The following is a 25,068-nucleotide window of genomic DNA, read 5'->3' as shown; positions in this document are numbered from 1 at the left end:
GAGCAGTCGTTTCCGGATGCAGGGGAGTGAGCTATGCGGGTTCCGATGACGGTCGCGGACTTCCTCGAGCGGGCCGAGCTGGGCTTCGCCTCCGACACCGGCGTGGTGGACGAGCCGGATCAGCCAGGCGTGCCGGTACCGGAGTCGACGTACGGGCGGCTGGGCGAGCGGGTGCGGGCCTGGCAGGCGGGGCTGGACGCGCTGGGCGTCGCCGAGGGCGAGCGGGTGGCGGTGGTCAGCCACAACTCCGCACGGCTGCTGGAACTGCTGTTCGCGGTGCCGATGAGCGGGCGGATCTGCGTACCGGTCAACTTCCGCCTGGGGCCCGATGAGGTCGAATACGTGGTGCGGCAGAGCGGCGCGTCGGTGCTGCTCGTCGACCCGGAACTGGACGAGGCGCTGTCCGGGGTCAAGGCGCGCCACCGTTTCGTGCTCGGCGAGCAGACCGAGTCCGAACTGATGCGGTTCGGCGTCGCCCCCCGCCCGTGGTCCCACCCGGACGAGGACGCCACCGCGACGATCAACTACACGTCGGGGACCACGGCCCGCCCGAAGGGGGTGCAGCTGACCCACCGCAACATCTGGGTGAACGGGATGACCTTCGGGCTGCACACCCGGGCGTGGGAGCGCGACGTCTACATGCACACCCTGCCGATGTTCCACTGCAACGGCTGGGGCATGCCGTACGTGATGGCCGGCCTCGGCGTGAAGCAGGTGGTGCTGCGCAAGGTCGACGGCGCGGAGATCCTGCGCCGGGTCGACCGGCATGGCGTGACGCTCATGTGCGGGGCGCCGGCGGTGTGGAAGGCGGTGCTGGACGCGGCGGCGTCCTGGGAGGGGGAGATCCCCGGCCGGGACCGGGTGCGGATCGTGTGCGCGGGGGCTCCGCCGCCGAGCACGCTGATCCAGCGGGTGGGGGAGGAGCTCGGCTGGGAGTTCACGCAGATCTACGGCCTGACCGAGACCTCCCCGCTGCTCACGTTCAACCGGTCCAGGCCTGCCGATGCGTCACTTCCCGCCGACGAGCGGGCGCGCAAGCTGTCCCGTGCGGGACTGCCCGCTTTGGGAGTCAGGTTGAAGGTCTCCGAGACGGGCGAGGTACTGGCCCGGTCGAACGTCGTGCTGGACGGGTACTGGGACAAGCCGGAGGAGACTGCGGCGGCCCTGGAGGACGGGTGGTTCCACACCGGCGACGGCGGCAGCGTCGACGCCTCCGACGGTCACCTGACGATCTCCGACCGGAAGAAGGACGTGATCATCACCGGCGGCGAGAACGTGTCGTCGATCGAGGTGGAGGACGTGATCTTCAGCCACCCGGCGGTCGCCGAGGTCGCCGTCATCGGGGTGCCGGACGAGAAGTGGGGCGAGACGATCAAGGCCCTCGTGGTGCTCACAGCGGGAGTCACGGCGACCGAGGCCGACATCATCGCCCACTGCAAGCAGCGCATGGCCGGCTACAAGGCGCCGACGAGTGTCGAGTTCCGCGACGCCATCCCTCGTACGGCCACCGGCAAGATCCAGAAGTTCAAGCTGCGCCGCCCGTACTGGGACGGGCGGGACCGGAAGGTCAACTGACCACGGCTTCGGAGCCGGGTGACAGGATCGGAACAGCCCCTCGCGGCATGATGCGGTGCGGTCACTCGGCGGAGCACAGGTGTCAACCCGATGCCGGCGGAGACGCCGGCCGGCCCAGGGCGCCGTCGACACAGCCCGCCATCCAGTCCTCGGTGATTTTCACTCCGTCCGTCTCGGCGTGCTCACCGCACTCCGAGCTCGCCGCACCGTCGTAGGCGGAGGACGCGTTCATGGGATTGCCGAGATGCGTCGCCGGCAGCCCCCGGCCGAAGTGATAGCCCTTTTCGTACTGGTCACCAGGGTCGCCCGCGCATCCGGCCACAAGCACCAGGGAAGCCGTCAGGAGTGCCGGTATGTGCCTCTTCATGCCATGTCCCGACGACGTGGTCGAGGTGCGCTCTCGGGTGCCACGTGCGGATCCTAATACCGCCCGCGCCCGGCGCAACGCCTGAGCCCGGCCCCCGCCATCCCACCTGCCACTCCTCGACCACTCCACCCCGGACTGCCCGATGACTCTGCCCGACACGCCTTCGAGCCCGGCCGGCGCCGACCGCACCTTACAGGTGGATCTGCGCGGCCTCGTCGATCTCCTCTCCCACCACCTCTACTCCAGCCCCGCGTCTATCTGCGCGAAATGATGCACAACGCGGTGGACGCCTCGCCGCCCGGCATCGCCTCGAATCGGCCGCCCCCGCCGACGCCTTGGGCGTCCGCCTGCACGCCGATGGTTCGGTCGTACGCGTCGAGGACGACGGCATCGGACTCACCGAGGCCGCCGTGCACAGGTTCCTCGTCACGATCGGCCGGAGCAGCAAGCGCGCCGAGAAGATCGCCGAACCGGCCAGGTCCTGCTTGGCGCGCACCATGCCCTGGGCCACCGGCCCCACGATCTCCAGGTGCGAGGGGTTCGCCACGACCGAGACTGCGATGGTGTCGCCGTCCAGGGCACGGCAGGTGGCCTCCGCGCCGAGGTGGTACTTCACGTCCCCCTAGCCCTGGACCGACCGGATGTCCACCGCGTCCTCGAACTCGTCGAATATCTGGCCGTAGGACTTGCCGATGCTGTTGGCCAGGACGTTGAGCCTGCCGCGGTGCGCCATCCCGATGACGGCTTCCTGGACACCGTCTTCGATGGCGCGGAGCAACAGGGCGTCGAGCAGCACGATGGCCGACCCGCCGCCTTCGAGCAGTCCGCCACCTCGTCGCGGTGCGCCTTGGTGATGAGCGGGCCCATGTCGGACGTGGGGTCGTTGCACGGGCCGATCTTGATCTTCGTGGCCCGCTCGGCGATCCGGGACACCACCGCGTCGCCCGCCGAGCCGACCGCGACCACCACGGAGACTGCCATGCTGCGCTGACCCGCGGAGCCGTGGGCGGCGGTCACGGCGGCGTTGGCCGCCGCGTCGAAGTCGGCGTCGGGCGCTGGACCTCCACAAACAGAAAACGCAGAGCTAGCTGCTGCGAGTATCGGCCCGCGGGCCCAGGGCTTTGCACCCTACTCCTCGACTCCTGATGCCTAGACCGTGGCCGCGGTGCGGCAGAACTCGGCCGCGGTGACGGTGGCAGGGACGCCGAGTTCGGCGGCGACCGCGGTGATCGCGTTGTCGGCGACAGCGAGGTCGGCCTGGCCGTCCGTGGTGAAGTACGGTGCGATGAACGTCTCGTAGTGGGCTCGGGCCTCTTCCGCGGTCTGTCCGCCGAGGAACGTCTGCATGTGCCGCACCGTGGTGTCGGGGTCGTCGTGGATCACCTGAAGGGCGCGCCGGTGCGCTCGTACGACGGCCTGGACCGCGGGGTCGTCCGGTGAGATGTAGGTGGGGTCGACGGCCACGCCCACGGTGGGAATCTGGAAGTGGTCGCCGACCCAGGCCAGCACCTGCCAGCCGTGCTCGGCGGCCACCGCCTCCGGTGCCATGGTGCTGCCGACGTAGGCGGCGTCGATGCTGCCGTCGTTGAGCCGGCGCAGGTCCATGCCGTAGTCGCCGGGCGAGCGGACGACGGTCTTCACGTCGCGGTCCGGGTCGAGGCCGGCCTTTCGCAGCACGATCCGGGCGAAGACGCCGGGCGGGGTGTGCGGGGCGTGGACCGCCAGCCGTCGCCCGGCCAGGTCGGCCAGGGAGGTCAGGCCGGGGCGGGCGAGGAACCAGAACAGCGGGCGTTGGGTGTTGACACTGAGTGCGACCCACGGGGTGCCGTCGGTCAGTCGTGACAGCAGTGCCCGGCCGAGCCCGATGGTGGCGCAGCGGCGCAGCCGTTCCACGTCCCAGAGGCAGCCGTCGCGCAGCGCGACGTGGACGCCCTCGTCGGCGTAGTAGTCCTGCTGGTCGGCGATGTAGGCGGCGAGTTCTTCGTGCAGGCCCTGTCCGACGTAGGCCAGGTCGATCGTGTGCATGAACCGTCTTTCCTTGATCGTTTAAGGGTTCGGCCGCGTGGGCGGAGGCCGGTGGGGTGTCAGTACATGGCCATCCCGCCGTTGACCGCGGCCGTGGTACCGGTCATGAAGGAGTTGTCCTCGGCGGCGTAGAAGGCGACCGCTTGGGCGACGTCGGCCGGGTGGGCCAGGCGGCCCAGCGGGGTGGCGGCCACCTGCCGCTGCCTCGTCGCGTCGTCGAGCACGTCATCGGCGATGCGGGACTCCACCGGGCCGGGGGAGACGACGTTGACCGTGATGCCCTGCGGGCCGAGTTCCTGGGCGAGATACCGGGCGAACTGCTCGAGTGCGGCCTTGGAGACGCCCAGCGCGATCATGCCTGCCCGGGGCAGACGGCTGAGTCCGGTGCCGATGTAGACGAGGCGTCCCCAGCCCTGCCCGGTCATGGTGGGCAGTACGGCTTTGGTGACCGCGAACGCCGCGTGCATCTCGGCGTCGATCTTGCCGCCCAGTTCTTCCCACGTCATGTCCTGGAACGACTTGACCGCATAGGGGATGAGCGCGTTGTGCACGAGCACGTCGATGCCGCCCCAGGCCTCCCGGACCTGCCCGGCCATGCGCTCGACGGCCTCCTCCTCGCGTACGTCGGCCTGCACGGCCATGGCCTGGCCGCCTGCGGCCTCGATGTCGGCCACGACCTCCTCGGCCGCCTTGGTGTTGCGGAGGTAGTTGACCACCACGCGCATTCCTCGCGCGGCGAGAAGTTGCGCCGTGGCCGCTCCGATTCCGCTGCCGGCCCCGGTCACCAATGCCACCCTGGCCGTCGTCCCGGTCATGGGCCCATCTCCTGATCGTCGTCGCGGGCCGTCGGGATGACCGCCCGGGGTTGTTCGTCCTCGATGCCCTGGCCTGTCGGGCGGATCGCCCCGTAGAGCACGGTGTCGACGGTCGCCCGCAGCAGATCGGCCGCGGTCCAGTCCAGATCGCGCGGCAACTCCGACATGAGCAGCCGCTCCAACGCGCCGCGGGTGATCTCACTCAGCAGCTCGGGCGGCGCCGGCAGCAAGCCCTGCCGGTGTCCCTCCCGGAACAGCTCGTCGAGCCGCCGGTAGACCACCGCGTCCACACGCTGCTCCACGTACTGGCGCAGCATCGCGTCGCCTCGCCCCGTCGCGAGCTGAGGCGCGCCGATCCGCTCGAGCTCACTGCCGACCGCGATCAGGAACCGCTGCACCCGCACACCGAACGGCCGCCCTTCCGCCTCCTCGGTCGCAGCCTCCAACGTGCGCTCCACCGCGGCGAACTGGCGGTCCAGCACCGCGGCCAGCAGGCTGCGCTTGTCAGGGAAATGACGGTAGATCGTCTTCTTGCTCATCCCGAGCTCACGAGCGAGATCGTCCATGCTCACCCGCGCGAAACCCGACCCGAAGAACAGCCGGCCGGCCGCCTCCACGATCACGTCCGCACGCCGCTCGTCACTGGTGGAAACTCGAGAAACTGGATTAGTTTCCATAGTTCCCATCGTTGCCCTCCGTCTCTTCGCTGTCAAGGCATGCCGTACGTCCCAAGCGCCTGCCGACGAGGTCTGGCCGGGGGCGTGCTACCCGGCGGTGGCGAGCCCGATGAGCAGCAGGGCGATGTCGTCCGTCCGGGGCGCGGTCTGCCGTGCACGGTCGATCAGGGCCGTGGCGAGCCGGTCCATGGGCTGGATCGAGGCCCGGGCGAGCTGGGTGGCGAGCCCGGACATGGCGTCGTCCATGTCGACCCCGGGAGTCTCGACGAGGCCGTCGGTGTACAGGGCCAGGACGGTGCCGGGGGTCAGCGGGATCTCGGTGGGGGGGTAGTCCGCGTCGGGGTCGATGCCGAGTAGCACGCCGGGTCGGAGCGGAAGGACCTTGGCGTGGCCGTCCGGGTGACGCAGAACGGGCGGGGGATGGCCGGCGGTGGCGAGGACGGCTCGGTGGTGTGCGAGGTCGAGGTGGACGTAGAGGCAACTGACGAAGCGGCCCGGGTCCATGGCGACCAGCTGGCGGTTGGCCTGTGCGAGGGCCTGTGACGGCGTGGCCCCCGACGCGGCGTGCGAGCGGATGGCGGGGCGCACCCGGCCCATGAGCGCGGCGGCGTTGACGTTGTGGCCCTGGACGTCTCCGATGACCGCGGCGGCGGTGCTGTCGTCGACCCGGACCAGGTCGTAGAAGTCGCCGCCGATGTCCATGCCGCGGACGCTGGGCACATAGCGGGCCGCCACATCCAGTCCGGGAAGGTCGGGCAGCGAGTCGGGGAGCAGGGACGCCTGCAGGGTCTTGGCGAGTTCGTTACTGGTGTCGTACAGGCGGGCCCGTTCCAGCGCCTGCGCGATCAGGCCCGCGAGCGCGATGAAGACGACCCGCTGCTGGTCGGGAAAGGGGTGGGGCCGGTCGAAGGCGAACACGCACGAGCCCACCGGGCGCCCGGAGGCGATCAGCGGCAGAAACGCCCAGGCATGCAGACCCTTCTGGTGCGGGGCGGGCGGGTAGGCCCGGGACAGCTCGTCGAAGGAGGCGAAGAAGCTGGGCACGCCAGTGGCGAGGACCCGGACCGCGGGTGCCGGGTGGGTCAGCGGCATGCCGTCGAAGTGCTCGAGCAGCGAGGGGTTGTAGCCGCTGCGGCCGATGACCCGCATTCTGCCGTTCTCGGCCGCGAGCAGGGCGACGGTCCGGGCTCCGAACGCCGGCAGCATCTCCTCGGTGACCAGATCGACCACGTCCGAGACGCCCACGGTTTCGGAGAGGGCGGCGGCCAGGTGCAGTACCCGGTAGATCTCGCCCAGGCGGATCGGCTCGCCCTGGAACGTTTCCGTCCTGGTGGGCGCCGGCTGTGAGTCTCCGCCCGGACCGGTCGGCGATATGCGGACGCTCACCCCCGAGTCGTCGGGGTAGAGCTCGAACGCGAGCCACTGGTCCGGTGGGTGCATGGCGGTGTAATAGCCGGGCTTCCGGCTGACCACGGTGGCGCGGAAGTGGTCCTCGAAGGCCGGGTCGGTGTGCCAGGGCAAGGACTGCCAGGGACGCGCCGATCAGATCGTCGGGGCTGCTCGCGCCCAGCAGGCCGGCGGCGGTGGCGCTGACGTAGGTGAACCTGCCCTCGAGGTCGAGGGAGCAACTGCCCCAGGGCAGCCGCTCGACGAGGTCGGCTGCGGCGAGCGCCTCGGCCGGCCCGCGCTTGCGGGCGGGCGGTTGCACCAGGGTGCGGGGTGTGGATCCCGGACCGACGGCATGGCCAGTACCGGCGGCGTCGCGCAGGAACCGTCCCAGACGCCGACCGGCGGCACGGACCCGTTCAGGGCTCGGGCCGTCGGCACGGGTGGAGCCGGCGCCGGGCCAGAACAGCAGCAGTGCGCCCCAGGCCGTGGTGCCGGTGAGGAGCGGTGCCGCGGCCACCGCATGGTGGTAGGGCAGGGCGATCGCCGTGCGCGGGTAGCGACGGGCGAGCTCCTCCGGGTCGCCGAGCCAGACGAGCCGCCGCTCGCGCACCGCATCGGTCACGGGAAAGCGGCTCGACAACGGGACCCCGAACCAGGGCGCGAGATACTCCGCCGGCATCCCTGCGGTCACCTCCAGCCGCAGGGTCTGCCCGTCGGACGCCAGCAGGAAGACCGCTCCCGCGTGTGCGCCCGTGTCGCGCACGGCGAGCTCCAGCAGCCGGTCCAGCTCGGCACTGCGCAGCGACCCGGCGGTGGGCGAAGGGGGGCGGGGCCCATCGGGCTGCGCCGTGCCGCCTTCCCGCATGGCGCACATACCAGTAGCGTACGTCCGCACCTGCCGGCCCCGCCGCGCGGAAGCCGCTGCCGATCCCGGTCACGGACGCTGTTCCCCACGACGGTCTGCTCGTCCCGTGCGTGTCAGCGTTCGAGGACGAGGGCGAGTCCCTGGCCCACGCCGATGCAGAGGGTGGCCACGCCGGTGCCGGTGCCGGTGCCGCGGCGGGCGAGCTGGTGGGCGACGGTGCAGGCTAGGGGGTGGCCGAGCGCGATCGCGCCGCCCTGCGGGTTGAGGATCGCCGTGTCGAACTCGAGCCACTCGGCGAGGCAGCCGAGGACCTGGGCGGCGAAGGCCTCGTTAAGCTCCAGTACGTCGAGGTCGGCGAAGGCCCGGCCGGCTTTGGCCAGGGCCCGGGTGACGGCTTCGACGGGGGCGAGGCCGAAGTAGTCGGGGTCGATCGCGGACACTCCGGTCGCACAGACGCGGGCCAGCGGCTCGCGGCCGATGGCCTTCACGCCCTCCTCGTCGGCCAGCAGCAGGGCGGCGGCTCCGTCGTTGAGCGGGGAGGCGTTACCAGCCGTCACTGTGCCGTCCTTGGTACGGAAGGCCGGCTTCAGCTTCGCCATCGCGGCGAGGGAGGCGTCGGGGCGTAAGCACTCGTCGGCCGCGAACAGCTGGGGGTCGCCCTTGCGCTGCGGGACGGGGACGGCCGCCAACTCGGCTTCGAGCAGGCCCTCTTCCTGGGCGGCGGCGGCCTTCGGGTGGCTGTGCAGGGCGAACCCGTCCTGCTGCTCACGGCTGATCCCCTGCTTTACGCCGCCGACATGTCCGCCCGATGTGCATTCGGCCTGCCGGGGCCGTCCGCAGAGACCTGGTTCCACGGTCCGACGCCACGGCGCGCTTGGCCATCCCGCAGATCGGCGATATTGGCTGCGATTCAAGGGTTGTGCTGTCGGCCGCTCTCGCACGAATCGGGTATTTCACATTCCTGCGAGAACGAGATGCTGACGTGACAGGCGGGCGACCCCGTACGCCACCAGCGCGAGCCCGAACACCTGGAGGGCCAGCCACCAGCCACCACGCAGTCTTTCCCCGTAGAGGGTGACGCCGAGCGCCAGGCTCACCAGTGTGTCCCCGAGGGTCAGGGCAGGCTGGGAGGCGACCAGCGGTCCGGACTGCATGGCGTTCTCCAGCAGGAACAGGGCGCACACGCCGAGGGCTGCGAACGCATAGGTCTGCCATGTGGTGAAGAAGGCGCCCATACCCCGGCGGCCGAGGGCGGCGGTCGAGGACTTCATGAGCGCGGCAGTGAGGGAGTAGGAGACGGCGGCGGCCAGGCCCATGCACGCGGCGCGCGCCGCGCCGTTGGGCAGCCTGACCGCGACGCTGCACAGCACCACCACGGCGAGCAGGCAGCAGGTCAGCACCGCTGTCCACCGAGCCGCGGGGATCCCGAGAGTGCCACCGGTCGGCGCGGCCGCGAACAACGCCAGGCCCAGGCCGCCCCCGATACTGCCGACGGGCACCCAGCCGGCCCGGGGCAACGGGCGCCCGAAGACGATGCTCGCGAGCAGCAGCACGAACGGCAACTCCAGCATGAAGATCGGCTGTACGACCGCGAGGGCGCCGGTGGCCAGCGCGGCGCCCTGGAACATCGCCGAGAGGGCGACCCCACCTATGCCGAGCAGCCAGACCGGTGTGCGCAGCAGGTCCCACATCAGGCCGATGCGCAGACCGCTGGACTGTGGGACGGCGGTGGCGACCCGGCGCTGCATCACGGTTCCCAGTGCGTTGGTTGCCGCTGCGAGCAGAGCGAAGATCGGCGACAGCACGGTCAGCATCGTGGTCTCCTGTCCCGAGATCGCATTGATCGATGATCGATCGTTCGTGGGTGTGGGTCAGTGCTCTGCGAGAAGATGCATCAGTTGGGCGTCGACGTCGACATGCACGGGCTCGGTGCCCGGTGAGACCACCGCATCGGTGCGTTGCAGGAACTCCCTCACCACCGGCCAGGGGAACATGAGGTCGACCCGTCCTGCGGGCGGCGTGAGGACGATCTGCACCATGTGCTGTCCCTGGTGCCAAGCAGGGCGCAGGCGGACGTCGCCGATACCGACTGGCTGGAGCAGCCCCTCTCTCAGGAGCTCACGGGCGAAGAACCACTCGACCGCCCGGTCACCGCCGAGGCGGAAGGTCGCACGGACCGCGTAGGGATCGTCGGGACGGTAGCCCAGTCGCGTGGACACGGGCACCGCCGAGCCGTCCGGCATGACGAGGAGTGCACATAGCTCGGCATCGACGGCATCGGTGCTGGGTCTCGGCATCTCTTCCTCACTCACTCGGTACGGGAGTCGAGCCCTCCGGCCCGGGGCTGTCCCGGACACCGGGCCGGAGGGCTGTCAACGGGTGTTCCATGCGCTCTTGCAACACCGCTGCCCCCTGCGTGCATCCCGCCTTCCGCCGCCGTCCCGGGTGACCTCGCTCACCAGCCCGTGGTGCGGACCCACTGCCTCGAACGTGGCCCGCCGGGACGAGACGGTGCTCCTGGGCATAGCCCTCCAGCAGCGAGCGCAGCCGTCGGTGACCTCGGTGCAGTCGGGACAGCACGGTGCCGACGGGAGTCTGCATGATGTCGGCGATCTCACGGGTGGTGAAGCCCTCGACGTCGAAGAGGTACACCGCCGTCCGGAAGTATTCCGGGACGGCTTGCAGCGCCGCCTTGACGTCCGAGTCGGGCAGGTGGTCGAGCGCCTCGGCCTCGGCGGAGCGCAGTCCCGCCGAGGTGTGCGAGGCCGCGCGGGCGATCTGCCAGTCCTCGATCGCCGTCGTGTCGTCGCGTTGCGGTCGCCTGCCTTGACTGCGGCGGTAGTTGATGAACGTGGTGGTGAGGATGCGGTACAGCCAGGCCCTGAGATTCGTGCCCTCGCGGAACTGGTGGAACGAGGCGTAGGCCCGGGCGTACGTCTCCTGGAGCAGGTCCTCGGCGTCGGTCGGACTGCCGGTCATCCGCACGGCGGCCGCGAAAAGCCGGTCACGGTGTACCAGTGCCGGTTCGAAGCGGGCCTGCATGTCGTGGTCCGCCACGGTCTTCGCGTCCTCATCGGTCGTCCCCGTCGCCGCCGGGCTCAGCGGGATGTCGGGGTCGGCCTCGCGGTCGGTTCCGGTTCCGGTCATGGTGCCTCCTGGGGTGGGGACGGCGGCCGGATCTCAGCCGTCGATCAGGTGCGCGCCGGACCGGTCCGCACCTGGTCCGGGAGACGCACGGACAGCGGCCGTATTCCTGGGTTCGGCACCCCCCGACCTGAATCCTCGCCGCTCGTGAATGCGGACCCCTCGGACGCCGTTCCGGTGACCTCGACCGGCATATCGGCCTGACAGAGGTCCGGATCCACGATCCAGCCCATGGAAACCCACCGCATCGCGCAAACGAGTGATGTCCGTCGAGAGCCGGAGGCCCCGGGCGCGGAGCCTGTCGCACGAACAAGGTATTTCAACGCCGGTGCCCGCTATCCCTCGCGGATTACGTTGACCCCCGTCATTCAGGCATCGAAAGTCTTGGTTCCAAGCAGACGGCGGGACTGGGGAATTCTCATGAAGACATTCGTGCATCGGGGACAGATGACCAAGGTGGTCTTCGGCAGCGGTACGCGCAGCCGTATCCCTGAAGAGGCTGATGCCCTCGGATGCCGTCGGGTGCTCATCCTGTGCACACCTGGTCAAGCGGGCCAGGCAGTGGAGGTACACGACGTACTGGGTACGGCGGCGGTGGGAACTTTCACGGAAGCGGCTCCGCACACCCCCGTCGAAGTCACGGAGAAGGCGGTCGCGTATGCCGGAACCGTGGGAGCGGACTCGGTGCTCGCCATCGGCGGTGGCTCGACGATCGGCCTCGGCAAGGCGATCGCTCTGCGGACCGGGCTGCCACAGCTGGCGTTGCCCACCACCTACGCCGGCTCGGAGATGACGCCGATCCTCGGAGAGACCGAGGGGCGCCGGAAGACGACCCGGCGGCTGCCGGAAGTGCTGCCGAAGACCGTGGTGTACGACGTCGACCTGACGTTCACGTTTCCCGCGGCGGCATCGGTGGTCAGCGGCATCAACGCGATGGCGCACGCGGTGGAGGCCCTCTACGCACAGGACCGGGACCCGCTCGCCTTCCTGATGGCCGGTGAAGCGCTCGAATCCCTCATCCGCTCCCTCCCGGTCGTCGTACAACGTCCGGACGACGGCGAGGCACGGGCCGATGCCCTGTACGGGGCGTGGCTGGCGGGCACGTGCCTCGGCACGGTCGGCATGGCCCTGCACCACAAGGTGTGCCACGTCCTGGGCGGCACGTTCGGGCTTCCGCACGCCGAAACCCACACGGTCGTGCTGCCGCACGTCGTTGCCTACAACGCACCGGCGGCGCCCGAGGCCATGGCACGCATCGCAAGGGCGCTGTCGGCGGCCGACGCCGCGAAGGGACTCTTCGACTTCGCGGGACGGCTCGGCGCCCCCAGGGCACTGCGGGACCTCGGGATGCCGGAATCGGGCATCGAGCAGGCGGCCGAACTCATCGTGCGGGACGGCTACTGGAACCCGCGACCAGTCGAACGGACGGCGGTACGCGCCCTCCTGGCCCGCGCCTGGGCCGGACAGCCGCCGTGCACATCATCCGGCGGCGGACATCCCCCGACCGAGTCCGCGGTCCACCACTCCACCACCATGGGAGCGCGTCATGCGTGATCTGACCAGCGACACCATCACCGAGGCTGTGATCTCGACCATGCGGGACACCAAGGACTCCCGCGTCGCCGAGATCCTGGAATCACTGGTGCGGCACCTGCACGCGTTCGTCCGTGACGTCGAACTGACGGAGGACGAATGGGCCCGGGGAGTGGACTTCCTGACGCGCACCGGGCAGACGTGCACCCCGACGCGTCAGGAGTTCATCCTGCTGTCCGACGTGCTCGGCGTCACCATGCTGGTCGACGCCCTGAGCAACCGACGTCCCAGCCAGGCCACGCAGAACAGCGTGCTGGGCCCGTACTTCAGGGAGGACAGGCCGCAGCAGGCCGACGCCGCAGACATCTCCGGGGGGCTGTCCGGTACCCCGCTGTTCTTCGAGGGACGGGTCGTGGACCACGAGGGAGCGCCGGTGGCCGAGGCGGCGGTGGACGTCTGGCACAGCGACTCGGACGGCCACTACGACATGGAGGTGCCCGGCCTGGACGAGCCGGCCATGCGCGCGCTGTTCCGTACCGACGAGACGGGGCACTTCGCTTTCCGTTCCATCCGCCCGTCCAGCTACCCGATACCCGGTGACGGCCCGGTCGGCGAACTCATGAGCGCGACCAGCAGGTCGCTCATGCGTCCCGCCCATGTGCACCTGCTGATCGAAGCGCCGGGATTCCAGCGCGTGACCACCATGCTCTTCCCCTCGGACGACCCGCACCTGGACACCGATCCGGTGTTCGGCGTCAAGGAGTCGCTGGTCGACCGCTACGACACCTACCCGGCCGACGCCGGACCCTGCCGGGGCATGACCGACGTGCCGTACACCCTGCTGCGCCACACCTTCGTCCTCGAACCCTGCGTCACGGACTGATCCTCACGGCGTCACCACGACGGGAGCCGGTCATCCACGAGGACGGCCGACGTCGAACACTCCATCACACCGCGGGGTTCAGCCCCGAATTCACGGAGGTCCTCAAATGAGTGAAACCCTTGATGTCGTCTTCGGGTTCCGAGCCACGATGAGCCGGCTCGCCACGGGTGTCAGCGTGATCACCACATGCTCGGGCAGCACGCCCATCGGCATGACGGCGAGCGCCGTCTCCGCGCTGTCGCTGGAGCCGCTCCAGCTGCTCGTGTGCATCGGCAACCAGCTGCACACGCGGACCGCGATCGCGGAGCACGGTCGCTTCGCCGTCAATGTCCTCGGCGAGGACAGCGAGCACCTCGCGCGGAACTTCGCCGTTTCCAAGCCGGACAAGTTCGCGGGTGTGGAGACCATCGACGACCATGGCGTGCCGGTGCTGAAGGACGCCATCGCGGCTGTCGTGTGCGACGTCGCCGCGGCGCTGCCCGGCGGCGATCACACCATATTCGTGGGCGACGTCCGTCACTTCGAACATCGGATGGAAGGCCGGCCGCTGCTCCACTTCGGCGGAGACTTCGACACGCTCAGGCCCCCCTGCTAGCGCGGGTGACAGCGGCCCGACGAAAGGCTGCCGTATCCCTGCCCCGGTCCACTACGGCCCCCGGCGCCGGGCTCCTGCAGGCGAGCCACGGACGCCGGGGGCTCCACCACTCCTGACCACTCCACCGAAGGTGCCATGACCAGTTCCGTGCCGACCTTCAAGCTGCGTCCTGGGGACCAGCCCCCGCACCTGCTGACCCGCCCCCGGCTGCTGCGCCGGCTGGACGCGTCGACCGAGCCCGTGGTGGTGGTCTCCGCGCCCGCCGGCGCCGGAAAGACGGTGCTCCTGACCGAGTGGTCGCGAAGCCTCGCAACTCGTGGCGCGTGCGCCTGGCTCAGTCTGGACGCGTACGACAACGCCCCGGGCCGGCTCTGGGCCGGCATCCTGCGGGCGTTGCAGCACGTACGGCCGGAATTGCCCGTCCGCCCCCACCGCGGCGAGTGGACACTCGACGCGTGGCTCGAGGAGATCCTGCCGAGCCTCGTGAGCGGACTGGACGGACAGGGACCGCTCGCGCTGATCCTCGACGGAGTGGAATCGATCACGGACGTCGATGCGGTCCGCAGCCTTTCGGATTTCCTGACGAGGCTTCCGCAGGGCTTTCGCGTCGTTCTGTCGACCCGTCACGTTCCGGGTGGACCCGTACCGACCCTGCGCGCCCGGGGCGCGATCGCCGAACTCGACCGGCACGACCTGGCCTTCAACCTCGAGGAGGCACAGGCCGTGCTCACCGATCTGCTCGGGTCCGCTCCGGCCCCGGACACGTTGAGCGCAGTGTACGAGGCCACCGAGGGGTGGGCGGCGGCGCTGTGCATCATGGGCCGTACCCTCGCTCGCTCGTCGGACGACGCCGACACGGCGGCCGACCTGGCCCGCGGCAGGCGAGGGGTCACCGAGTACCTGGCCACCGAGGTGCTCCACCGGCTCACCACCGAGCAGCGCGAGTTCCTGCTCCGTACCAGTGTGCTCGACGAGTTGAGTGCCGGGCCGTGCCGAGCCCTCGCCGGGGACCGGGCGGGCGTACTGCTGCGCGAGCTTGCACGAACCGTCCAACTGCTCGTGCCCGTAGCCGCCGATTCCTCGGCATACCGGCGTCACCGCGCACTGTCCGCGCTGCTCTGGGACCTTCTCGGATCCGAAGGGCGCGAGACCGCCGTGTCGTTGCACAGGACGGCGGCTCGGTGGTACTCACGGCAGGGCGAGACGACCGCGGCCGTACGGCACTGGTTGCGCGGCGGTGACGAGGCCGCCGCCGTCGCGTCGATACTCCACGACTGGGAACAGGCGATCTCGGCAGGCCGCGGTCGGGAGGTCGGACAATGGCTGGAGCTCTTGCCGCTCCGCACGGTCGCCGCCGACGCAAGACTGTGCGTCGTGGCGGCGATGGCGGCCCTGTCGGGGGGTGCTCGGGAAACGGCCCGGCGCTGGCTGGACGTGGTCCGGCTCAGGGGGCCGGGAGCGGAGAAGGTCGGCGAAGGCAGCACGGTGTCCGATGCGGCGGCCGTCGCGCGGGCCGTGGCCTGCTGGCTGCAGGGGGAGGTCCTGACCGGCGACCGTCTCGCCGAAACCGTCTTCGCCGGCACCGTCCCGTTGACTTCCTGGCGTGCCCTGGCCTGTACGGCCCGCGGTACCGCTCTGCTGTGGACCTCCCGGTACGAGGAGGCCGAGGCGCTGCTCGGCGAGGCGACCCGTGACGCGCATGCCGCCGGGCACGGCCTGACGCTCGTCCGCGCGCTGGGGCTGCGGGCGCTGTGCGCCCTGCTGGCCGGATGCCATGAGCCGGCGCGCATGCTGAGCGACGAAGCCCTGGACGCGGCCGGGACGGCCGGGCTGGAGCGGCACTTCGTCGCGGCGTCCGCCTACATCGGCAGGGCCGGCCTGCTCCTCGACGAGGGACGGGCCGACGAGGCCGAACGGACCCTGGCCGATGCGGAAGCGGCACTGGCGGACTCGTCCAGGACCGGCAGCGAACCCCAGATGCACGCCTTGTACCACGTCACACGGGCACGACTTGCCACTGCGCGGCACAACACGGACGCCGCGCGGGAAGCCCGTGAGGCGGCCGCGCGGGCAGCGGCCCGGTGCGAGTCACCAGGAGTGCTCACGGAACTGCTCGGGCCAGTCGGCGAGGACACCGTCGTGCCGCTCGTCGTGTCCGGCCCCCAGGAGCTGTCGCGCGGGGAACGCCGGGTGCTCCACGCCCTGTGCGGTCCGCTGACACTGCGTGAGATCGCCGCCGAGTTCTATGTGTCCCACAACACCGTCAAGACACAGGTACGGGCGATCTTCCGCAAACTCGATGCGCACGACCGGAGCGCAGCGGTCGCCAGGGCCCGGGAGTGCGGCATGCTCTGACCCGGGCCCCGGCATCCTGCTACGAGGCGTTCTGACGAGAGGCGTCCTGGCGTCGGGCGTAGTCCGCCTGGGCCAGGTACGCGGTCTCCTGCTCCCCGTCGCTGCTCACGCTCTCGATGCCGCAGACCTTGCGCGCGAGGTCCGCCATGCTGCCGGTGGGGGACATCTCCGCACGTTTCATCGTGAGGCTTCGAATGGCCAGCAGGGGTGTGCCGTTGAAGTTCTCGAAGGTGCTGATGCGGTCGCCCCAGTCGGACAGGAACATGTCGCGGATCACGCGGCTGATCTTCAGCCGGTCGTGCGGCCTGCCGACCGGTCCGGTCTGCAGCGCCGCCAGCCACGGCCGCAGTTCGGGCCGCTCCCACTGCCCCTCGGTGGGATAGATGAGCGCGGCACGACCGGACAGGTCGATGAGCTCGTGGGTCAGGTCGGTGATGTGCTCGATGTAGTACGCCCGCCCGAAGTCGAACATCAGGACGTTCGGCTTGTAGATGCCGCCGGGAGTGAAGAACCCTTCGTCCTCCGAGGCGATCACATGCGCCTTGAGCGTCTGGAGGAAGCCGGCGAACCGGGCGATCCGGGCCTGGACGGGGGGCAGTTGGTAGGTGCCGATGTGCTCGGTGATCAGCAGGGCCAGACCCAGCATCAGCTCGGCCTTGACCATGGCACGCACCAGCGAGTGGTAGTGCAGCCAGTCGAAGACGCGCTGCGGGTACAGCGAGGCGTGGTCGGGGTTGCCGATGTGGAAGACGCGGTTCCAGGGGATGAGCACGTCCTCGAACACGATGATGCTGTCCAGCTCGTCACCCTGCGAGGCGAGCGGGTGCTCCACCTCCTCGCCGTCGCGGACGTTGCTCTCGCGGCAGATGATGGTGACCCCGGGGGTGTTGGGCTTCACCGCCCCGTAGATGATCTGCTCCGACACGATGCCGGGGCGGTAGAAGACGCCGATGTGGATCCAGTCCCCGAAGGCCGCGCCGGTGCTGATCGCCTTCACACCCCGCACGGTGATGCCCTCGTCCGAGGTGGCGACCACCCGCAGCGCGGGGGAGATGGCCTGTGCGGAATCGCGCGAGCGGTCCGCCTGCGGGTCGACGAAGGCCGGCGTCGCGTTGAGGTCGCCGTCCCGCATCACGTTCCAGAAGTCGAGGATCCCACCGGTGAGGTCCCGGCCGTCGGTCCCGACGGACTGGCTGCTCCAGGGCTCGGGGTCGTCGACGTAGGTCAGCAGGACGTAGTTGTTGACGTCCGGTGTGCGCGGGATCGCACCGCCGCCCAGTTCCCGCTGCACCGTCTCCATGTAGCGCCGCTTGCGCAGCAGATCCTCCTTGGAGCGGTGCTGGAACCATGTCATGGACCGCCGGACACCGTCCTCGTCCAGGAACGTCATGACGTCCTGGAGGTCGGGACGGTGGTGCAGGTCGTAGAAGTCCGCGATGCTCCGGGCGTACGCCCTGGTCTTGGGGTGAGTGGACACGTCGTCGACGAGTTCGTCACCCACCCACACCGTGCGGCCGTCGTTCAGTGCCGCGAGGTATTCCTTGCCTGTACGCACGTCGTGCTCCTCTCGGGGGGCAAGAGATCTGGACGCCTCGAAGCATGTGTCGTGGCGGGGTGAGCGGACGGCACGGAACCGGCAATCACCCGGGTGAAAGCGCCGGGCACACATGAACCTGCGTTGAGGGCGATGTGGCCGTGCGGCATGCTGGCCCCATGCGCAGCACAGACCCCGTGGGTGACCGGCCCGGTGGGCGTGGGAACCAGGCCATGAACGGGCTGCGCCTCAGAGGACGGGGCCGCGAGATGGCCGCTGTCCGTGAGGCCGTGGACGCGGTGCGTGGCGGACGGGGCGCCTGCGTCGTCGTGGAAGGCGCACCCGGTGTCGGCAAGAGCCGGCTGCTCGCGGAGCTGGACGAGCTGGCACGGCGGTCCGGGTTCGACGTGGTGTCCGTACGGGCCGACGAGCTGGACCAGTACGCCGCAGGAGCCGCCCTGCAGTCCGCCCTGCAGTTCTCCGACGGTTCCGAACGAGCGGCCGCGGCCACCGACGATCAGCGGCTGTGGCTGCTGGACAGCATCGCGGACGCTCTCGAGGAGCGTGCCCAGCGTGCCCCGGTGGCCGTGCTGGTGGACGATGCGCAGTGGGCGGATCCGGCCACGCTCCTGGTGCTGCGCACCCTGCCCCGGCGACTGGCGGCTTCGCGGATCCTGTGGGTGCTGGCGGTACGGTCGGAGACCGAGCGGCCGACCGTTGCCAGGGTGCGGGAGGACCTCGAACGCCTCGGAGCCCGGTGGCTGACCCTCGGTCCCCTGCCGCAGCAGGAGCTGCAGCACATCGCGGTCGACGTCCTCGGGGCGAAACCGTCACCCGGTCTGGCCCGGCTGCTGCGGGGCGTCGGGGGCAATCCGTTCCTGGCGATCGAACTGGTGCGCGCCTTCGTCGACACGGACGCCGTCAAAGTGGAGGCGGGCGTGGCGAGCCTGCTGCACGACGGCATCCCCGTCGGTTTCCGGCGGAGCGTCGCCGCGCGTCTGGACCGGCTCCCGGAGGATGCCGTGCGCCTGCTCCAGATCGGGTCCGTCCTGGGCCGGGAGTTCGACCTCGGTACGGCCGCCCGCATGCTCGGCAGGCAGGCCGGCAGCCTGCTGTCGGGCGTCGAGGCGGCCCTGAACGCCGGTCTGCTCTCCGGCGACGGGCCGCGACTGGCGTTCCGCCACGACCTCATGCGGCAGGCCGTCCACGAGAATCTGGCGCCGGCCGTACGGACCGCTCTGCACCGGGAGGCCGCCGACATTCTGCGTGGCATCGGGGCACGATCGGCCGAGGTGGCCTGGCACGTCGTCCTGTCGGGCGGCCCGGTCGACGACGACGCCGTGACCACATTGACCACCGCGGTACGGGAACTGTCCTCGTCGGCCCCTGACGCGGCCGCGGACCTGGCTCAGCAGACCGCCGGACTGCTGCCCCTGCACGACCGGCGGCGCATCGCCCTGCTGACCGACGCCGCCGAATACCTCGGCCGGACCCGCCGGGTGCACCAGGCGCTCAACCTGGTCGACGCCACCCTGTCGGACCGGCTGGAGCCGCTGCAGGAGGCGCGTCTGCGCCTGGTGGCCGCCGAGATCCACCAGGCCGCGGGGGACGACGCCGCCGCGATGACGCATCTCCAGCAGGCCCTGACCCTTCCCGGGCTGCCGGCCGACCTGCGGGTCCGGCTGCTCAAGACCAAGGCGACGGGCCACGTGTACCTCGGGGACATCACCGCTGCCGAGCAGACCGACGTCGGACTGGTCGAGGCCTCCTACCGCAGCGAGGACCCGGCCGTCGTCGTCAGCGCCATGGTGTTCCAGTCGCAGACGTTCTTCTACCGTGGGCGTCTCGCCCGCGCCCTCGAGCTCGCCGAGGAGGCCACGGCACGCGCCGGCACGGAGTCCGGCGTACTCCACCTGCGGCCGCCGCGGATTCCCGCGCTGTGGCTGGCCACGGTGCTGACCGCCACCGACCGGCTCGCGGACACCGAGCGGGTGCTGCGGGAGGGGCAGCGCGAAGCGGAGGCGCTGGGCCTGGGCTGGTCACTTCCCCACTGGCATGCGAGCCGTGCCTGCGCGCTGTTCGAACAGGGGGCGCTGGACGACGCGGCCGTAGAGGCCGAGTCCAGTCTGATGGTGGCCGACGAACTCGAGATCACCCAGCCGAATCCGCAGGCCCGCTCCGTCCTGGCATTGGTGGAGATCAGACGCGGTGACCTCGCCAAAGCCAGGGACCATCTCCGCGCCGTCGAAGCCGGATCCGGCACGAGCACCCAGCGGTACGGCCTGTGGGTGTCGCTCGCACGCGCCTGCCTGGCTGACGCGGAGGGCCGGGACACCGCAGCGGCAGCGGCGATGGGCGGCAGCTTCACGGACGCCGAGCCGGCACGCCTGCTTGCGGCGCCGCCGTCCCACTGGCCCGGGATCGCGCGCATGGCGCTCCGCGGCGAGGACTCCTCGCTCGCGCAGGCCGTGTCCGGCGCGTTGCGCACCCTCGCCGAACAGGACGACAGCCAGCAGATCATCGGGACCGTCCGTGCCCATGTGGACGGCCTGCTCCACGACGACCGGGGTGCACTTGAGTCCGCCGTCACCGGTTACCGGAGCACCGGCAGGCGGCTGGCCCTGGCCGCGGTCTGCGAGGACCTCGGGGACCGCGTGGCCGCGTCGGGCGACAGCACGTCGGCGATCCGGTATTTCGAAGAGGCGAGTGAGCTGGCGTCGGCATGCGGAGCCCTGCGCGATCACGAACGGATCATGCGGCGCCTCAGACAGTTCGGCGTGCGCACAGCTGCCCCAGGGCACCACACGACCGGCCCAGCGGGATGGGAAAGCCTGACCGAATCTGAGCGGAAGCTCATCCCGCTCGTCGTGGAGGGCCTCACCAACCGGGCCGTCGCCGACCGGCTCTACGTGTCCGTGCACACCGTCAACACGCATATGAAGCACATCTTCACCAAGCTCGGCATCAACACACGGGTCGAACTGACCCGGCTGGCGATCGAACGGGGCGGCATCGCCGACGGGGCGGACTGAGTGACGCCTGCGGCGGCGGGGATCCCGTGAATGGGCGATGCAGGCGGGTGACGTACGGGTGATCCTGGTCGCGACGGCGCCACAGGCACGGTGCCATCAGCGATCCGATCACATGCGGACGGTGAGCCCGGAGGCCGACCGGGTCGTTCCCGTGGCGCAGACCGGGCCGCGTACCAGGCGCTCGAGCAGGAGTACCGGCGTGGGAGGACTTTCCCCGTGTCACGGACGGATGGTCAACCGCGGCCCGGGTCGGTCGACACCGGCGAATACCGCGGTCGGCTCCGTGCAGCCGTGGCCGCGAGCGCGGCCCCGCACGGATACCCCCTGGCGCCGTGGACCGCCACCGCCATGACGTCGTCCGATCGGGGCGCCCCAGGGACGGCCGAAGTCCTGGCACTCCTCGCCGGTGCGACGCTCGCCTTCCTCGGGCTGGGTGCCGTCGCGTACGGCGGCTCCCACATCTGAGCTCTGGAACCCCTCCGGTCATCCACGCGTCCGCAGGCCCGGGGGGAGGGTCTCCCCCTCCGGGACCGGTTCCGTCCGGCTCCCGGCGGTGTCGCCGGTGGCGGTGTGCGGGGGCGGCCATGGCAGCAGGGCGATCAGGGAGTGTGCCCGGTGGATGAGGAAGGCGGCGAGCGGCAGTTCGGTGGCCAGGGCAAGGCCCCCCGCCATCCAGACGTCCTCAGTTCCGGCATCGAGCGAGATGTCGAACCAGGTGTCGCAGATCAGCAGGACTGCTGTGGCGTGCGCGTACAGAATGACCGAACGGCTGCGCCGCCAGGCCAGGAACGCCGTGGACGCCAAAGCCATGATGAGCAGCACGTCGAATCCGACCCAGGTCAGGCGCCACTCGTGCACGTGGTGGGACGACGGTAGCGTCAGACCCAGCATCACGGTCCAGGGTATGAGACAGGCGGCACACGTGGCGAGCAGCTCAGCGGTGTGCCTCCTGCGGCGGTCCGGCGCGAGGCCGCGGTGGCCGGTATGTTCCTTGGTCACTTGCGGTCCGTCCTCGCGCACTTCCTCCGACACCGGCGGGTTTCCCGGATTCCACATGGGCACAGCCGTAACGTCGTTCCGGATATTCCCGCGGTGTGCCACCGAACTTCTCGGGCCGCGGGCGATGCCGGTGTCACCCACTACGGGCGTGCCACCCGGAACGTCTTGAGCTGCTCCCAGATCCACGGGTAGAAGCGTTCGTACCTGGAACAGTCCCAGACGTGTCCGCGATGTCCGTCGTGGTGCCCACCGACGGTTCCCGTCTCGGCCACCGCACCCGCTCGCGCAGGGACGCGGGCGTCGGCCGGAAGAGCAGCCGCGTTCGCGGAACCCCCGGCGACGAGGAGGGTGCCTCCGGCGAATGCCAGAGCGGCGGCGGTGGTCGCCATACGCTGTGCGAGCTTGTTCTTGGTGCGCAAAACAATCATTCCTTGGTTTCCGGAGAGTAGAAACTTCCAACGCGGCCAGTTTCGATCAGGAAGGTGCGTAGTGCATCGCATGATCTGGTGATTGACTGCCGCCCAGGTGGGGCCGTGCTGCAGGTATGTATTGTGGGCTTGAGTCGAGACTTGGTAGTCACATGAATCGCTAGATTGTGCGATGTTCTCGGTTCCTTTCCGGTCTACTCTGCCCAGAGAGCTGATATCGCTCGAGAAAAGTGGCACACGGAACCAGATCGGGGCCGGGGGCGTGGAGGGCCGGGATGTCCAGGCGCAGTAGCAAAATCGAGTTCGTAGGCTCGCAGGGCGTCCCGCTCGTGGCGCGCCTGGACCTGCCTGAGGGGACGCCTTGGGCGTACGCCGTATTCGCCCCCTGCTTCACATGCGGCAAGGACTGGTTGGCGGCCGCTCGGATCTGCCGGGGGCTGGCCGAACGCGGAATCGCGGTCCTCAGTGTGGACTTCACCGGCATCGGCGAGTCCGGGGGTGACTTCGCCGACAGTACATTCAGCTCCGATGTGGACGATCTCGTGCGCGCCGCCGACCACTTGCGCGAGAACTTCGCGGCACCGTCGCTCCTCATCGGGCATTCGCTGGGCGGCGCAGCCGTGCTGGCCGCCGCGCACCGGATACCCGAGACGGCGGCGGTGGCCACGATCGGTGCGCCTGCGGAGCCGGAGCACGTCGTGCACACTTTCGGCGGCAGGCGGGAGGAGATCGAGCGGAACGGGGAGGCCGAGGTGAGTCTCGGAGGCCGCGTATTGCACATCCGTCGGGAGTTCCTCGACGACATCTCCGCGCAGCCTCAGGCCGAGCGCATCCGCCGACTGCGTCACGCGCTCCTGGTGTTGCACTCGCCGAGCGACGAGACGGTAGGTGTGGAGAACGCCCAGCGGATCCTCGACGCAGCAGGGCACCCCAAGTCCTTTGTCGCGATCGATGGCGCCGACCATCTGCTCACCGATCGTGCCGACGCCCGCTATGTCGCGACGCTGCTGGCCGCATGGGCCGGCCGTTACGCGCGCGGTTCGGTCCCGGCCGGGCCGGCGTGACGGAATTCGCATACTCCGAGCCGATAGGACTTCCGTGCGCCGAATGTGCCGTATGTCGCATCATTCAGACATTGTGACGCTACCGGGACAGGAGTAGGTTTCGCACGTGATTAGAATTGCAGCGATCGCATTTATTGGAGTCCTCGCAGTCGCATTTGGATCCTTCGCGGCCGCCGTATCTCCCTGGTGGTGGCCAGCCGCCGTGCTGTGCGCGGCGTTGGCGGGCGTGGGTACCTACGATCTCCTCCAAAAGCGCCACTCGGTGCTGCGCAACTACCCTGTGCTGGGACATGTGCGCTTCATGCTGGAGTCGATCCGGCCGGAGTTGCAGCAGTATTTCATTGAGCGCAATTACGACGGCCGTCCCTACGACCGGGATGTGCGCAGTCTTGTCTATCAGCGCGCCAAGGGCTTGGAAGCGGAGCAAGCGTTCGGGACCGAACGGAACGTCTATGCCGAAGGCTACGAGTACTTCGAGTCGTCGATGAGGCCACGCCCGGTGCCGACGGAGCAGCCGAGGGTCCGCATCGGTGGTCCGGACTGCACCAAGCCCTACGACATGGCCCTGTTCAATGTATCGGCGATGAGTTTCGGCTCGCTGTCCGCCAACGCCATCCTCGCCCTGAACCAGGGCGCCGCCCTCGGGGGCTTCGCACACGACACGGGTGAGGGCGGCCTGTCGGAATACCATCTGCGGCACGGTGGCGACCTGGTGTGGGAGATCGGTACCGGATACTTCGGCTGCCGCACCGAGGACGGCCGTTTCGACCGGGCGCGGTTCGCGGAAAAGGCTGCTCACGACAGCGTGAAGTGCGTGTCGCTGAAGCTGTCCCAGGGAGCCAAACCCGGCATCGGAGGAGTGCTGCCCGGGGAGAAGGTCACCGCCGAGATAGCCCGGGTACGCGAAGTCCCTGAGGGGCGGACTGTCATCTCGCCCCCGTACCACGAGGTTTTCAGTACCCCAAGGGAACTGATCCGGTTCATCGCCGAGATGCGCGAGCTGTCCGGGGGCAAACCGGTCGGCTTCAAGCTCTGTGTGGGCTCCCGGCGTGAGTTCCTGGCGGTGTGCAAGGCCATGATCGAGGAGGGCACCGCGCCCGATTTCATCATCGTCGACGGAGCGGAGGGCGGCACCGGAGCCGCCCCGCTGGAGTTCGCCGACCATCTGGGCAGCCCCCTCACCGAGGGCCTCATCACGGTCCACAACGCTCTGGTCGGCGCCGGCCTGCGGGACCGGATCAGGATCGGCGCCAGCGGCAAGGTGGCCACCGGAGCCGACATCGTCAAGCGCATGGTGCAGGGCGCCGACTTCACCAATGCGGCTCGCGCCATGATGTTCGCGATCGGCTGCATCCAGGCGCAGAGCTGCCACACCAACACCTGCCCCGCCGGAGTCGCCACACAAGACCCGCGCCGCGCCCGCGCGTTGCACGTCGACGACAAGTCGGTCCGGGTCCAGCGCTTCCAGTCCGCCACGGTGAACAGCTCCCTGAAGATCATCGCCTCGCTGGGCGTGAACGGACCGGCCGAGCTGCGCCCGCACATGCTGCGCCGGCGCGTGGATCCGGTCACGGTCCGCTCCTACGCGGAGCTCTATGAATGGCTGGACCCGGGGCAGTTGCTGATCGAGCCGCCGGAGTCCTGGGCGGTGGACTGGAAGGCCGCCGATCCTGATCGTTTCGCCGCTTGACCGGTCTCGCCGCGGTGAGCGGGCGGGGTGCGCCATCGACGCCGGCACCCCGCCGCTCTTCGCCGTGCCCAAGTCGCGGCCCGTGCACGGCCCGCGCG

General features: G+C 69.9%; 18 protein-coding genes and 6 pseudogenes. 10 read left to right on the top strand and 14 right to left on the bottom strand.

Going from position 1 to position 25,068, the window contains the following annotated elements:
* The first annotated feature begins 33 nt into the window (after positions 1 to 33).
* On the top strand, positions 34 to 1,575 hold the full coding sequence (locus IE318_RS05370; protein WP_189896927.1) for an AMP-binding protein: 1,542 nt from the start codon (positions 34 to 36) through the stop codon (positions 1,573 to 1,575).
* Between the two features lie 82 nt (positions 1,576 to 1,657).
* On the opposite strand, the gene IE318_RS05365 is transcribed toward IE318_RS05370, so the two are convergent.
* Entirely contained in the window at positions 1,658 to 1,942 is a 285-nt protein-coding gene (locus IE318_RS05365; protein WP_189896925.1) for a hypothetical protein, read from the bottom strand.
* A 142-nt stretch (positions 1,943 to 2,084) separates the two neighbouring features.
* On the opposite strand from IE318_RS05365, the pseudogene IE318_RS05360 reads away from it, so the two are divergent.
* Positions 2,085 to 2,412: pseudogene (locus IE318_RS05360) on the top strand (HSP90 family protein); the annotation flags it as partial.
* Positions 2,413 to 2,417: 5 nt separating this feature from the next.
* Here the strand turns inward: IE318_RS05360 and IE318_RS44730 are convergent.
* From IE318_RS44730 to IE318_RS05315, 10 genes and pseudogenes are all read right to left on the bottom strand, one after another.
* Positions 2,418 to 2,762, bottom strand: a pseudogene (locus IE318_RS44730) (hypothetical protein); the annotation flags it as partial.
* Positions 2,735 to 2,995 (bottom strand): annotated as a pseudogene (locus IE318_RS44725) (aldehyde dehydrogenase family protein); the annotation flags it as partial. The pseudogenes IE318_RS44730 and IE318_RS44725, both read right to left, overlap by 28 nt.
* Before the next feature lie 96 nt (positions 2,996 to 3,091).
* On the bottom strand, positions 3,092 to 3,967 hold the full coding sequence (locus tag IE318_RS05350; RefSeq protein ID WP_189896923.1) for an ABC transporter substrate-binding protein: 876 nt from the start codon (positions 3,965 to 3,967) through the stop codon (positions 3,092 to 3,094).
* Positions 3,968 to 4,026: 59 nt separating this feature from the next.
* On the bottom strand, positions 4,027 to 4,782 hold the full coding sequence (locus IE318_RS05345) for an SDR family NAD(P)-dependent oxidoreductase (protein WP_189896921.1): 756 nt from the start codon (positions 4,780 to 4,782) through the stop codon (positions 4,027 to 4,029).
* A complete protein-coding gene (locus IE318_RS05340) occupies positions 4,779 to 5,405 on the bottom strand; it encodes a TetR/AcrR family transcriptional regulator (RefSeq protein ID WP_229903348.1) in 627 nt (208 codons plus the stop codon). Before IE318_RS05340 ends, IE318_RS05345 begins: the two co-directional genes overlap by 4 nt.
* A gap of 141 nt (positions 5,406 to 5,546) precedes the next feature.
* Positions 5,547 to 7,713: pseudogene (locus IE318_RS05335) on the bottom strand (GAF domain-containing SpoIIE family protein phosphatase).
* A 113-nt stretch (positions 7,714 to 7,826) separates the two neighbouring features.
* Positions 7,827 to 8,498, bottom strand: a pseudogene (locus tag IE318_RS05330) (thiolase family protein); the annotation flags it as partial.
* A 168-nt stretch (positions 8,499 to 8,666) separates the two neighbouring features.
* A complete protein-coding gene (locus IE318_RS05325; RefSeq protein ID WP_189896919.1) occupies positions 8,667 to 9,527 on the bottom strand; it encodes a DMT family transporter in 861 nt (286 codons plus the stop codon).
* Positions 9,528 to 9,584: 57 nt separating this feature from the next.
* Positions 9,585 to 10,010, bottom strand: a complete 426-nt coding sequence (locus IE318_RS05320; protein ID WP_189896917.1) for an SsgA family sporulation/cell division regulator — start codon at positions 10,008 to 10,010, stop codon at positions 9,585 to 9,587.
* 175 nt (positions 10,011 to 10,185) lie between these two features.
* Positions 10,186 to 10,860, bottom strand: a pseudogene (locus IE318_RS05315) (sigma-70 family RNA polymerase sigma factor); the annotation flags it as partial.
* A 228-nt stretch (positions 10,861 to 11,088) separates the two neighbouring features.
* Between IE318_RS05315 and IE318_RS05310 the strand changes: the two are divergent.
* The 4 genes from IE318_RS05310 to IE318_RS05295 all read left to right on the top strand — a co-directional run bounded on the left by IE318_RS05310 (position 11,089) and on the right by IE318_RS05295 (position 16,223).
* Positions 11,089 to 12,411: a maleylacetate reductase gene (locus IE318_RS05310; protein ID WP_229903347.1), complete on the top strand. Its 1,323-nt coding sequence runs from the start codon at positions 11,089 to 11,091 to the stop codon at positions 12,409 to 12,411.
* Positions 12,404 to 13,273 (top strand): dioxygenase family protein, encoded by an 870-nt coding sequence (locus IE318_RS05305; protein WP_030182793.1) that lies wholly within the window; start codon positions 12,404 to 12,406, stop codon positions 13,271 to 13,273. Before IE318_RS05310 ends, IE318_RS05305 begins: the two co-directional genes overlap by 8 nt.
* 106 nt (positions 13,274 to 13,379) lie before the next feature.
* Positions 13,380 to 13,868, top strand: coding sequence for a flavin reductase family protein (locus tag IE318_RS05300; RefSeq protein ID WP_189896913.1), 489 nt, complete (start codon positions 13,380 to 13,382; stop codon positions 13,866 to 13,868).
* Between the two features lie 135 nt (positions 13,869 to 14,003).
* Positions 14,004 to 16,223, top strand: coding sequence for a helix-turn-helix transcriptional regulator (locus tag IE318_RS05295; protein WP_189896910.1), 2,220 nt, complete (start codon positions 14,004 to 14,006; stop codon positions 16,221 to 16,223).
* A gap of 19 nt (positions 16,224 to 16,242) precedes the next feature.
* On the opposite strand, the gene IE318_RS05290 is transcribed toward IE318_RS05295, so the two are convergent.
* A complete protein-coding gene (locus IE318_RS05290; RefSeq protein WP_229903346.1) occupies positions 16,243 to 17,778 on the bottom strand; it encodes a 4-hydroxyphenylacetate 3-hydroxylase family protein in 1,536 nt (511 codons plus the stop codon).
* A 158-nt stretch (positions 17,779 to 17,936) separates the two neighbouring features.
* Here IE318_RS05290 and IE318_RS05285 point away from each other — a divergent pair, with 158 nt between their 5' ends.
* Positions 17,937 to 20,789, top strand: a complete 2,853-nt coding sequence (locus IE318_RS05285) for a helix-turn-helix transcriptional regulator (protein WP_189896906.1) — start codon at positions 17,937 to 17,939, stop codon at positions 20,787 to 20,789.
* A 291-nt stretch (positions 20,790 to 21,080) separates the two neighbouring features.
* Positions 21,081 to 21,254, top strand: a complete 174-nt coding sequence (locus tag IE318_RS05280; RefSeq protein ID WP_189896903.1) for a hypothetical protein — start codon at positions 21,081 to 21,083, stop codon at positions 21,252 to 21,254.
* A gap of 18 nt (positions 21,255 to 21,272) precedes the next feature.
* On the opposite strand, the gene IE318_RS05275 is transcribed toward IE318_RS05280, so the two are convergent.
* Positions 21,273 to 21,788 carry a hypothetical protein gene (locus tag IE318_RS05275; RefSeq protein ID WP_189896901.1) on the bottom strand — a complete coding sequence of 172 codons (516 nt, stop codon included), beginning with the start codon at positions 21,786 to 21,788 and terminating at the stop codon, positions 21,273 to 21,275.
* 140 nt (positions 21,789 to 21,928) lie between these two features.
* A complete protein-coding gene (locus IE318_RS05270; RefSeq protein WP_189896899.1) occupies positions 21,929 to 22,207 on the bottom strand; it encodes a hypothetical protein in 279 nt (92 codons plus the stop codon).
* Between the two features lie 284 nt (positions 22,208 to 22,491).
* Between IE318_RS05270 and IE318_RS05265 the strand changes: the two genes are divergently transcribed.
* Both IE318_RS05265 and IE318_RS05260 read left to right on the top strand, forming a co-directional pair.
* On the top strand, positions 22,492 to 23,280 hold the full coding sequence (locus tag IE318_RS05265) for an alpha/beta hydrolase family protein (RefSeq protein ID WP_189896896.1): 789 nt from the start codon (positions 22,492 to 22,494) through the stop codon (positions 23,278 to 23,280).
* Positions 23,281 to 23,395: 115 nt separating this feature from the next.
* Positions 23,396 to 24,970 carry an FMN-binding glutamate synthase family protein gene (locus tag IE318_RS05260; RefSeq protein WP_373311079.1) on the top strand — a complete coding sequence of 525 codons (1,575 nt, stop codon included), beginning with the start codon at positions 23,396 to 23,398 and terminating at the stop codon, positions 24,968 to 24,970.
* The last annotated feature ends 98 nt before the right edge of the window (positions 24,971 to 25,068 follow it).

The sequence above is a fragment of the Streptomyces spiralis genome (assembly GCF_014654675.1).
Classification (GTDB): Bacteria; Actinomycetota; Actinomycetes; order Streptomycetales; family Streptomycetaceae; genus Streptomyces; species Streptomyces spiralis.
The sequence above is the reverse complement of the archived record's forward strand: the minus strand, read 5'-3'. Positions and strand labels throughout refer to the sequence as shown.

Coding starts and splice junctions, on each gene's coding strand:
- IE318_RS05345 (WP_189896921.1), bottom strand. CDS start 4,782: ATGACCGGGACGACGGCCAGGGTGGCATTGGTGACCGGGGCCGGCAGC.
- IE318_RS05285 (WP_189896906.1), top strand. CDS start 17,937: ATGCGCAGCACAGACCCCGTGGGTGACCGGCCCGGTGGGCGTGGGAAC.
- IE318_RS05325 (WP_189896919.1), bottom strand. CDS start 9,527: ATGCTGACCGTGCTGTCGCCGATCTTCGCTCTGCTCGCAGCGGCAACC.
- IE318_RS05365 (WP_189896925.1), bottom strand. CDS start 1,942: ATGAAGAGGCACATACCGGCACTCCTGACGGCTTCCCTGGTGCTTGTG.
- IE318_RS05370 (WP_189896927.1), top strand. CDS start 34: ATGCGGGTTCCGATGACGGTCGCGGACTTCCTCGAGCGGGCCGAGCTG.
- IE318_RS05320 (WP_189896917.1), bottom strand. CDS start 10,010: ATGCCGAGACCCAGCACCGATGCCGTCGATGCCGAGCTATGTGCACTC.
- IE318_RS05300 (WP_189896913.1), top strand. CDS start 13,380: ATGAGTGAAACCCTTGATGTCGTCTTCGGGTTCCGAGCCACGATGAGC.
- IE318_RS05265 (WP_189896896.1), top strand. CDS start 22,492: ATGTCCAGGCGCAGTAGCAAAATCGAGTTCGTAGGCTCGCAGGGCGTC.
- IE318_RS05310 (WP_229903347.1), top strand. CDS start 11,089: ATGGAAACCCACCGCATCGCGCAAACGAGTGATGTCCGTCGAGAGCCG.
- IE318_RS05295 (WP_189896910.1), top strand. CDS start 14,004: ATGACCAGTTCCGTGCCGACCTTCAAGCTGCGTCCTGGGGACCAGCCC.
- IE318_RS05305 (WP_030182793.1), top strand. CDS start 12,404: ATGCGTGATCTGACCAGCGACACCATCACCGAGGCTGTGATCTCGACC.
- IE318_RS05350 (WP_189896923.1), bottom strand. CDS start 3,967: ATGCACACGATCGACCTGGCCTACGTCGGACAGGGCCTGCACGAAGAA.